This is a genomic window from Gelidibacter salicanalis (genome assembly GCF_016469035.1).
GTDB lineage: Bacteria > Bacteroidota > Bacteroidia > Flavobacteriales > Flavobacteriaceae > Gelidibacter > Gelidibacter salicanalis_A.
The window spans coordinates 1-10920 of sequence record NZ_JAEHJZ010000097.1; the positions used below are offsets into that span (position 1 = coordinate 1).

Genomic DNA, 10920 nt, shown 5'->3' on the forward strand with positions numbered 1-10920 from the left:
ATCGTTAATTTTTTTGAACTTATAGTTCAGTACTTTTCAACGACCAAAGGAAATTTAATGTTTGGTACTCAAAATGGTTTGTTCTTTATTGTGCTAATACCGTTTCCAGTACTTCGCTACGCTGTCAATCCAATATGTTAATGAACTTATTTCTCGTTTTTCTCAGCGAACTCAATCGCTAAGCGGGTGCAAATATATAACCCTTTTTTAATTCCCACAATGTTTTATAAGTTTTTTTTAAAAGTTTTTTTTCACACTCTAATCAACTTACAATAAACATTATTTTAATGAACTTCCCGCTTTAAACGTTGCCGTTTTAAGCGGCTGCAAACATACAACCTTTTTTCGTTCCGCAAAACATTTTTTTTGAAAATTTCTGCTTCTCTATTTTAAGATGGTAATGAACGCTTTTCCGTTAGCTCAGTGGTCGTAACCACGTCGTTTGCGGGGTGCAAATATACAACCCTTTTTACTTTGCAAACAAACTAATCGTGCTCTTTTTTTGAAGTTTCTTTCTCCGTTCTGGAAATGAATGCGTTAGAAACCCAAAAACATTCCGACTCCCCTGGCCTGTTCTGTCCCGGAGGCCCGCGTTAGCGATGGAGCCCTTGCTTGAACTCTTTTGCGGGCGCCCCGGCGACCGCAAAAAGTGAGGGGCGAGAGCGCGGCGGGCTGCCCCAGAGGGCGGGCCGAACGCCCAAAAAAGAATACGCGTCAGTACATAAGACGAATATTTAAACTTCGAGGTGGATTTTAAATAGCATCCTGCTGTTGCGTCATCCTAATGGGCCACCTATATAAATAGGACCAAAAACATAGCGACGCTTGTTACCTATATATGATAGGTGACCATTTAAATGTTGTTCTAGAGATCTTGTCGCTTGGAGTGCTTCTATATATAGATAGATAACGACTGCTAATGGATCTCTCAGCGTAGAGAATTTTAGGTCATCTATATTATACCTATATATATATTGTATGAAAGTTTATAACCTCTTATCTTTGTCAACCTAATTAGTAAGATATATATGATTGATATAACGCTACCAGACGGAAGTGTAAAACCGTTTGAGAACAATGCAACGCCAATGGATGTTGCCAAAAGTATAAGTGAAGGATTTGCCAGAAATGTGATTTCAGCGAATTTCAATGGTACAACGGTTGAAACCCATACCCCATTGACCACTGATGGTACCTTGGTATTATATACTTGGAACGACAAAGATGGGAAGAAAGCTTTTTGGCATTCTTCAGCTCACGTTTTGGCGCAGGCACTTGAAGAGTTATATCCTGGAGTAAAGCTTTCCATTGGTCCCGCTATTGAAAATGGTTTTTATTATGATGTTGATTTAGGTGAAGACACCATTTCTGACAAGGACTTTAAGACCATTGAAACAAAAATGCTGGAGATTGCCAGAGGTAAGCACGACTTTAACTTGCGTTCTGTTACTAAAGACGAAGCTTTATCCTTATATAAAGCGCAAGACAATGAATATAAAGTAGAACTGATTGAAAATCTGGAAGACGGCACGATTACATTCTGTGATCATGCTACGTTTACAGATTTGTGTAGAGGTGGACATATCCCCAATACTGGGATTATCAAAGCCGTTAAAATCATGTCTGTTGCTGGTGCGTATTGGAGAGGCGATGAAAAGAACAAACAGTTAACGCGTGTATACGGCATTTCTTTTCCTAAACAGAAAGACCTGACGGAATATCTCAATTTACTTGAAGAAGCTAAAAAACGCGACCACCGTAAACTAGGAAAGGAACTCGAATTGTTTACGTTTTCATCAAAAGTGGGCCAAGGCCTGCCATTATGGCTACCAAAAGGTGCCGCATTGCGTGAACGACTCGAAAACTTTTTGAAGAAAGCACAAAAGAAAGCTGGTTATGAAATGGTGGTCACACCGCATATTGGTCAGAAGGAATTGTACGTGACTTCTGGTCACTACGAAAAGTATGGTGCAGATAGTTTTCAGCCCATTCTGACACCTTCTGAAGGTGAAGAGTTCTTGTTGAAACCAATGAACTGCCCTCACCACTGTGAAATTTATAATGCCAAACCGTTCTCTTATAAAGAGCTCCCTAAACGTTATGCCGAATTTGGTACAGTGTACCGCTACGAACAAAGTGGCGAGCTCCACGGCTTAACACGTGTGAGAGGCTTTACACAAGATGATGCACATATTTTTTGTATGCCTGACCAATTGGATAAAGAGTTTAAAGATGTCATTGATTTGGTGCTGTATGTATTTGGTTCATTAGGTTTTGAAAATTTTACCGCACAGGTCTCCTTAAGAGACCCAAATACTCCAGAGAAATATATAGGTAGTGATGAAAATTGGGAAAAAGCTGAAGCGGCTATTTTAAATGCTGCTATTGACAAAGGTTTGAACTATGTGGTTGAAACTGGTGAGGCAGCGTTTTATGGTCCGAAGTTGGATTTCATGGTCAAAGATGCCTTAGGCAGAAACTGGCAACTGGGAACCATTCAAGTAGATTATAATTTACCAGAACGTTTTGACCTTACCTATAAAGGTAGTGATAATGAACTGCACAGACCTGTCATGATTCATCGTGCGCCTTTTGGAAGTATAGAGCGTTTTGTAGCCATTTTGTTAGAACATACCGGAGGAAATTTCCCGCTTTGGTTAATGCCAACGCAGGTTATCATCCTATCAATTAGTGAGAAATATGAAAAATACGCGGAAAAAGTTTTAAATTTGCTAGAAAATGACGAAATTCGCGCCCTCGCTGATCATAGAAATGAGACTATTGGCAAGAAAATCCGTGAAGCGGAAATGGCCAAAATCCCTTATATGATTATTGTAGGCGAGAATGAAGAAAACGAAAACATGATTACCGTGCGTCAGCATGGCGGAGAAGACTTAGGCATGATTAGTGTACAAGAGTTCTCTCAAATTGTCGACACAGAAGTAAAAAAGACATTAAAAACCTTTAAATAGGCAAACTAAGTTTAACTAAAAAATATATAAGCCATAGCAATTCGTAGAAACAGAGGTAGCTTCAAAAGAACTGAAAAAGAGGAGCAACATAAAATTAACAGAAACATTCGATCCGAGAACGTAAGACTTGTAGGAGATAATGTTGAAACTGGTATATACACCACTAGGCAAGCTTTAGCAATGGCTGAAGAGCAGGGTGTAGATCTGGTAGAGATATCACCAAAAGCTGATCCGCCTGTATGTAAGGTCATGGATTATAAGAAGTTTCTCTATGAACAAAAGAAACGCGATAAGGCTCTTAAGTCTAAAGCGACTAAAGTTGTTGTTAAGGAAATACGTTTTGGTCCTCAAACAGATGATCACGATTACGAATTCAAAAAGAAACATGCTGAGAAGTTTCTGAAGGAAGGTGCAAAGCTAAAAGCCTTTGTGTTTTTTAAAGGACGTTCAATTGTTTTTAAAGAGCAAGGTCAAATTTTGTTACTAAAATTAGCCCAAGATCTTGAAGAATATGGTAAGGTTGAACAAATGCCAAGATTAGAAGGTAAGCGTATGACCATGTTCATTGCGCCAAAAAAGAAATAAGTACACATAGGAAACTATAGGTATAAAGATAATAAGCGAAAAGTAAATTTAAATTTAGGAGAAAATGCCGAAAATGAAAACAAAGTCTAGTGCCAAAAAACGTTTTAAACTAACGGGCACTGGGAAGATTAAAAGAAAGCACGCTTTTAAGAGTCATATCTTGACTAAAAAATCCAAAAAGCGTAAACTCGCTCTGACACATGACACTTTGGTGCATAAAGCAGACGAGAATAATGTTAAAGTGATGTTACGTTTAAAGTAACCCCATTTTAATTGGTTAAAACAATAGTATAAACCCTGGAGATAGGCAAAACAATTTAGCAAGTGTCCTAATAGACCGCCTACTACAAAAAACAATTAAGAAATGCCAAGATCAGTAAATTCAGTAGCAAAAAGAGCCAGAAGAAAAAAGGTTCTTAAACAAGCAAAAGGATACTTTGGAAGACGTAAAAACGTTTGGACAGTAGCCAAAAACGCGGTTGATAAAGCGATGTTATATTCGTACAGAGACCGTAAAGTAAACAAGAGAAATTTCCGTTCATTATGGATTATGCGTATCAATGCAGCAGCCAGATTACACGGAATGTCTTATTCAAAGTTTATGGGTGGAATTAAAGCTAACAACATTGGCTTGAACCGTAAGGTTCTTGCTGACTTAGCAATGAACAACCCGGATGCTTTTGAAGCCATTGCAAAAAACATTAAAAAATAGGCGTTTCGCCAAAATAATAACCACATTTCGCTTATAAAATTCCGGTTCTTCATGAACCGGAATTTTTTTTGTGTTATATCAAAATATTGAGTTAACTTTTAATCGATACACGTTACTTAACTATGTAGCTGTAATCTATTTTCGCCAAAAATTATAACCTTAAATTAAACCTTACTTATGAAAAAAATCCTTTTTATCGTAACATTATTAGTTGCAATCATATCACATGCACAACAGAACGCTTCCCCATATGAATGGAATTGGGTAAAAGATGGTATCTGGTTAGGAGCCGGATTAGGTGGTAGTGCCTATGGATTGATGCTTATACAAGACAAAGAAGGCCTCACGCTAGAAGAACTCAATTCTTTAAAGAAAGAAGACATCAGTGGTATAAACCGATGGGCTGCTGGCTACAATTCAGAAAGTGCAAGTGCCATTAGTGATATTCCATTTGCAATCTCATTTGCAGCGCCTTTTGCATTATTATTAAATGACGGAATTAATGACCATACAGGCCAATTTATAGGAATGTACTTTGAAAGTTTAGCCACCACTGCTGCCCTATTTACAATAACTGCTGGTTTAGTTGATAAATCGCGCCCATATGTTTATGATGAAACTTTAGACACAGACAGAAGAATCAGCAATAATGGCCAACGTTCTTTTTATTCAGGTCACGTGGCTGCATCTGCAACAGCTACCTTTTATGCTGCTAAAGTATATTCCGATTTTAATCCTGATGCTGAAGGCAAATTTTTTGTATGGGCTGCCGCTGCTGCTGTTCCTGCAACAGTCGGATATTTTAGAATAAAAGCTGGCCAACACTTTTTAACGGATGTACTAATAGGGTACGGTTTGGGAGCTGCTACAGGGATATTGGTTCCTGAACTTCACAAAACAAAAGATGCATCGCTCAGGATTTCGCCAACTGCGGGCCGTAATTTCTTAGGTGATGAGTACACTGGTGTAGCCATGTCCTACAAATTTTAACAAACACATCACCCCCCATTTACTTTCTATGGATGGCAAAAATTTTGAGTTCTTCAGTTTTGCCATCCAATAGTTCATCACCTAGAGAAATAGCTTCGTACTTAGAGGTTAACTGTAATTGGTTCATTAAGTCTTCAGATATCAATAAGGACTCATTATAATCATTACATTTTTCCTGAATGCGCGATGTAGAATTGATGACATCCCCATGGTATGCCAGTTCCTTTTTTACGGTTCCTACCTCTGCAATAATAATCTTTCCTGTATGTAAACCTGCCTTAAATTCTGGCTGTATGCCATACTTTTTCTTATAGTACTTAGAATGTCGTTTCAATTTTCGGTCAAAATCGAAGAATAATTTGATACAATTGAGGTGTCTGATGCCTCTTTTTGGCGTCCAACTTAGCACCGCTTCATCACCGACATACTGATATACTTCAGCATCATATTTATTAATAATCTTGTTGAGATAGAAAAAACAGTCCTGAATAAGCATACTATATTTTAAATGGCCAAGTTCTTCAGCATGTGCGGTAGACGATTTCATGTCTAAAAACATGAATATTTTCTCTACCTCCCTCGGATTTTTGTAACGTCCGATGAGCATTTTGAACATAATTCCCTTTCCAAATTTATCATTGGCCAGCCTAATGAATGAAAACAACAAGGAACAAATGATAAAATAAGCCGTAACCATCCAGAATATTTTATTGGAAATCCACCATCCTGTATGATTTGGAAAATCGACCCCAATATAATCTTCCGCTAAATACGCTATAATCGTCAGTGAAAAGATCAGGAATAAAAGGTAAATGATCGATTTGATCACCAGTATCAATCCCAGATTAAGAGCCTTAGATAGAAATTTATCAAATGCATATTCCACAATCGTGTATACAATAGCGACCATTACTCCTAGAAATACACCAAATAATAAGTACTCAGAAACAGGTAAGACTTTACTTTGCTGGATGGCATCTACTTGCTCTTGCTCCCTACCTAGGTAGCGTATCAAGATAAAAAAACAAAATGCAAATGACCAAAATAATACAGAAGCGAAGAATAATTTGAAAAATTGTTTAATGTAGTATAGCATTCGATGGGGGCTTATAGGTTAATCGTTAATTTCGGCAATGGCAGTTTTAAACTCCTCCCAACTGACCAGCCCATCACCATCTTTATCATAGCCCTCAATCAATTTAGAAGTCACCAAACCTCTGATAAGTCCGTTGATTTCTGCCTTTTGAAGCAGCTCTGATATTTCCTTTTTTGAGAGTTTGCCATCCTTATCCGCATCAAAAAATGCGAACGCTTCTTCTGGTGTCTTAAAATTACTGGCAATAAGGATCTGGATTTTATTTAATATTTTTTCTTTGGTAGACATTACTTGTTTTAGTTTAAAGATAATCATTATTGTCCGATAAAGAATTAAGATCGCTGCGCTTATAGAATAAACCTGCCCTTGCCGTCAGGCGGGGAACAAAGATTTGATTTTAACTAACTGATAAACAGTAGTTATTCTAAATTAAATTTGCCCAATCACTCTAAGTCAAATTGGTTTCAAAAACAAGGTGTCATTTTTAAGTTCTCGAACCAGATTATGCTTTAAGAGGGTTGCAAACTTTTTACTTGTTTTATCGGACACTGATGAAAGATAATATATAATGTGATTGTTTGAAAACATTTTCTACCAACGCTGGAGAACACGCTAGGGTGTATTTTCAATCTAAACTCAAAAATAGAATGATAGCGTTTTAAGTCTTAACTTATTGCTTAACAACACTATCTCAAATACCGCAATAACCACGAATTTTTAAAATTATAAACCCCACTCATCTATAATACTTAAATCAGGTCTTCTGCTTTTTCTTCTTAGCGGCAGGAAATAAGACATTATTTAAGATCAAGCGATAGCCAGGAGAGGTTGGATGCAACTCTAGTTCCGTTTTGGGATCGCCTACTTTATGGGTATAATCTTCTGGATCATGGCCGCCATAAAAGGTAAAAAATCCTTTTCCCTTTATACCATGAATGTATTTTGCTTCGCCATTCGTTTTGTTTTCACCCATAACAAGTACATTTGATTTGATGTGCTCCCGCGCAAAAGCCGTTGTTTGGCCCATAAAACCCTTTACCAAAGCAGTGTGATTTTGACATAACATGGTCGGAATTGGATCCCATTTAGCCGAATAATCCATTAATGTAAAATAATCTGTAGTCATTGGAATTTGACGTTTAGACGTCATATCAATGGATGAAAACTCATAGACATTGGGATTACGTTCTAAAATAAAATCTTTAAACGCAAAGGTTTTATTGAAATCCAATTTACTTTGATAGTTTGGTTCACTGGCATCGCCATCAAACATGGGCTCACAAATGTCAACCCCTTCAGCAGCTAGGGCAATATCGAAGCTGTCCGTAGCACTGCACATGGCAAACATAAAACCGCCCCCAACCACATAATCGTTTATTTTTCGGGCCACCGCCAATTTTTCTTCAGATACTTTGTCGTATCCCAATTTTGTAGCTAAGGCTTCAGATTGTTGCTTCTCTTCAATATACCACGCCGCGGATTTGTAGGTTCGATAAAACTTCCCGTATTGTCCGGTAAAATCTTCGTGGTGTAGATGAAGCCAATCGTAAAGCACTAGAGCATCATTTAAAACTTCTTCGTCATAAATGGTTTCATAAGGAATTTCGGCATAGGTCAACACCATGGTAACAGCATCATCCCAAGGTGGATTGCCTTTTGGGGAATACACGGCAATTTTTGGTGCTTTCTCTAAGACCACAGCTTCCATGTTCTGAGATGGACTGCTGATTAATTCGAGAATCTCTTGGGTTTTTGCATCAGAAATGACTTCAAAAGACACCCCTCTAATTTGACATTCCCGCTGAATTTCAGGAATATCAGGTAGCAAAAATGATCCCCCACGGTAGTTGAGTAACCATTTTACTTTGAGTTGTTTTTCTAGGGTCCAATACGTTACGCCGTACGCCTTTAGATGATCTTTTTGACCTTCAGCATCCATTGGCACCAGTAGATATGAACTAAAACCACTCACCGTGAAGAGCATGAAAGCCACTAGTATAAATATTCTATTCAAAAGGATATATTTTAAAACTTAAACGAGTACAGCAAACAGCGCAACAAACCTGCATCTATTTCATGTATTCATCAGTATTTACATATTGAAAGATACTTAAAATTTAAGCTTTGTTGAAATGCTTTTGAAAAATATTGAAGTTAAGGCTGTTATTCATGAAGCTACACTTTCAAATTCTGGACAATCCATACGAATATCTGTTGCTAATAATGGCTTTTCCAATAACTTACAATAGTGGCCACCTTCATTTTTATCATAAAATTTGCAGGAATAACACATTCTCTGAACAGTTAATAAGCCAGTAGTATGTAATTTATAAATCAAATTGCTTAATAACTCATAAAAATTATCCAGTCCCTCAATATCGGAAAGTTGTTTCTTGATTGGATTTGCAAAATGTTCGGTATGTTTTACTGTTTCCTTTCCTTCTTCAGAAAGCTGGATGTTGTAACTCCTTTTATCGTTAGGTGAAAATTCCTTTACAATAAGCTTTTTACTTTCAAGAACCTTTACCGCATCACTAATTGTAGGTTTAGAAACATTAAATTCCATCGCCAAATGGCTCACACTACAAAATTCGTAATTGTGATAGGCTATAAAAATGAGGATTTGAATTTGGATGGGGCTCAGACCGATAGCCTTGCCATGTTCCCAAAGCAGCACTTTAAATACTTCTGAAATACGTTCTAATCCTACAACAATTTTACTAGCCACATCCATTTGTTGTTCAGATGTGTTAAATACACTGTGCTTCATAAGTATGTTTTAAATATGATAGGGTGTCTAAAATTATAAGCTTTGGACCAACTAAAATAACAATTGTGCTGTTTCCAATCTATATAGTAGTAATTAAGCACTTGAAATCCATCCACATATATTCACAAAACAATTTACCATATATATTAGAAAAATATATCCGCATGGGTTCATATTTGCTTTGTTGAGTAGAACAATTTCTACGACCTATAAATTGCAAAGAAAATTAGATAGTATGCATTTAAGGGAATTGACTTTTAGATATAGATATTGTACAATGATGACATATTTTATAATGCTAGGATTTCAAATTAACTCTAAAATCCTAACATTACCTTTGAACTAACCTTTAACATCAGCCATTGAGGCACCGTAGTTAATGTGCAACACATGCCCGTTAGGTGTTAATAAGGCCGGAACAGATTTTACTCCTGCACGCTCAGCTTGTGCAATCTTCGATTTGTCTTTGCCTAAGTGAACCACATCAACGTTAGACGCTCCTACTAAATTAATAATGTCATGTTCTGCACTTACGCATACTGGACATCCTGCGTGATAAAAAACTGATTTTTCCATAATACATGTATTTAAAATTTACACTGTTGTCTTATAAATATAGTTAGGATTCCTAACTATTACAAACAGATTTATGATTTTAACAGTATTTGACTACGCTTATCGGGTAATTTTTAGTTCTTTCCCGGAAAGTAATCCAGCTATAATTTTTGTGTTTGGAAATTGTTCAAGAATGATTTTTAAAAACACGGTGATTGGAATAGACATGATCATGCCCGGAATTCCCCATATAAATCCCCAAAACATCAACATAACTAATACAGCAATGATGTTAATGGCAAAAGATTTACCCATAAAAATGGGTTCCAAAATAGCACCAAAAACAACTTGAACTAGGGTTATGGTAAGTACAAAGAAGAATAATGTGCTAGTAGGGTCCAACTCCACGAAGGCAAATAAAGACAAGCTAATCACCGAAATAAATGACCCAATCATTTGTACAAAGTTGATGACAAAGGCGAATAGTCCCCAGAAAATTGGAAAGCTCACATCAAAATAGACACAGGCCAAACCGGTGAAGATCCCGGTACCTAGACTTACTAAAAACTTTACTTTTATGAATTTTATTAAGTCGTTTTCAATTTTAAGGAAGGTTTTTACAGAGGTGTGTTTTTGTTTTAATAAGGTTGCATTCAACAACTTCTGAACGTTTATCGACTCTGCCAACCAAAGCACTGTAAAGAATGCAGTGGTCAGGGACATGCTTAAAAAACTGCCCACAAATCCAACTACTGATCCGATATTCTTAGTTTCAGCAATTTGAGCCATAATGTTTCCATTTTTGCCCAATTCCACGCCAAAATACGATTCAAATGAATCTTTTAAACTGCGCAGTTTATCTTCTGCTTGTGCAAAAAACGTACTGTCTGAAGCCAAAATTTGTTTACTGGAAAGATGAATTAATTCTGCAGTCATGCCAAGCCCCAGCAAAATCAGAAGAATGACAATAAAAATACTGACATATTTTGGGACGCCTTTTTTTCCCAACCAACGCATCAATGGTAAGAACAAAAGGGCTATAAACATTGAGAATGCCAACGGGATAAAGATGAACGACAAGATTTTCAGTACATAAAAAACTAGTGGCACAACAATAACTAAAAGCAATAAATTGGTTGTACGTCTTTTGTCCATGAGGCAACATTTTTTTAAAACTTTGCAAAGATAATCTTAAAGTGCTCGGAATTTAAATAAAAATTTTTTAGTACATGACAAAAAC

At 36.8% G+C, this 10920-nt stretch carries 11 protein-coding genes; 5 read left to right on the forward strand and 6 right to left on the reverse strand.

What is annotated here, in order from left to right:
- Positions 1-1028: 1028 nt before the first annotated feature.
- From thrS to JEM65_RS20970, 5 genes are all read left to right on the forward strand, one after another.
- Positions 1029-2972, forward strand: coding sequence for a threonine--tRNA ligase (gene thrS / locus JEM65_RS20950; RefSeq protein WP_199603670.1), 1944 nt, complete (start codon positions 1029-1031; stop codon positions 2970-2972).
- Between the two features lie 93 nt (positions 2973-3065).
- Positions 3066-3557 (forward strand): translation initiation factor IF-3, encoded by a 492-nt coding sequence (gene infC / locus JEM65_RS20955; RefSeq protein ID WP_246139224.1) that lies wholly within the window; start codon positions 3066-3068, stop codon positions 3555-3557.
- 64 nt (positions 3558-3621) lie between these two features.
- Positions 3622-3819, forward strand: a complete 198-nt coding sequence (gene rpmI / locus JEM65_RS20960) for a 50S ribosomal protein L35 (RefSeq protein WP_133758826.1) — start codon at positions 3622-3624, stop codon at positions 3817-3819.
- Positions 3820-3921: 102 nt separating this feature from the next.
- The gene (gene rplT / locus JEM65_RS20965; RefSeq protein ID WP_199603672.1) at positions 3922-4269 is read left to right on the forward strand and encodes a 50S ribosomal protein L20; all 348 of its coding nucleotides are present in this window, start codon (positions 3922-3924) and stop codon (positions 4267-4269) included.
- Positions 4270-4446: 177 nt separating this feature from the next.
- A complete protein-coding gene (locus JEM65_RS20970; protein ID WP_199603674.1) occupies positions 4447-5259 on the forward strand; it encodes a phosphatase PAP2 family protein in 813 nt (270 codons plus the stop codon).
- A gap of 19 nt (positions 5260-5278) precedes the next feature.
- Here the strand turns inward: JEM65_RS20970 and JEM65_RS20975 are convergent, their stop codons facing one another.
- The 6 genes from JEM65_RS20975 to JEM65_RS21000 all read right to left on the reverse strand — a co-directional run bounded on the left by JEM65_RS20975 (position 5279) and on the right by JEM65_RS21000 (position 10835).
- A complete protein-coding gene (locus JEM65_RS20975) occupies positions 5279-6355 on the reverse strand; it encodes an adenylate/guanylate cyclase domain-containing protein (protein WP_199603676.1) in 1077 nt (358 codons plus the stop codon).
- 18 nt (positions 6356-6373) lie between these two features.
- The gene (locus JEM65_RS20980; RefSeq protein WP_199603678.1) at positions 6374-6643 is read right to left on the reverse strand and encodes an EF-hand domain-containing protein; all 270 of its coding nucleotides are present in this window, start codon (positions 6641-6643) and stop codon (positions 6374-6376) included.
- 466 nt (positions 6644-7109) lie between these two features.
- Positions 7110-8294, reverse strand: a complete 1185-nt coding sequence (locus JEM65_RS20985; RefSeq protein ID WP_233530774.1) for an asparagine synthetase B — start codon at positions 8292-8294, stop codon at positions 7110-7112.
- 228 nt (positions 8295-8522) lie between these two features.
- Positions 8523-9125, reverse strand: coding sequence for a MarR family winged helix-turn-helix transcriptional regulator (locus JEM65_RS20990; protein WP_199603680.1), 603 nt, complete (start codon positions 9123-9125; stop codon positions 8523-8525).
- Positions 9126-9467: 342 nt separating this feature from the next.
- Positions 9468-9701 (reverse strand): thioredoxin family protein, encoded by a 234-nt coding sequence (locus tag JEM65_RS20995; protein ID WP_199603682.1) that lies wholly within the window; start codon positions 9699-9701, stop codon positions 9468-9470.
- Between the two features lie 99 nt (positions 9702-9800).
- Positions 9801-10835 carry an AI-2E family transporter gene (locus JEM65_RS21000; protein ID WP_199603684.1) on the reverse strand — a complete coding sequence of 345 codons (1035 nt, stop codon included), beginning with the start codon at positions 10833-10835 and terminating at the stop codon, positions 9801-9803.
- Between the last annotated feature and the right edge of the window lie 85 nt (positions 10836-10920).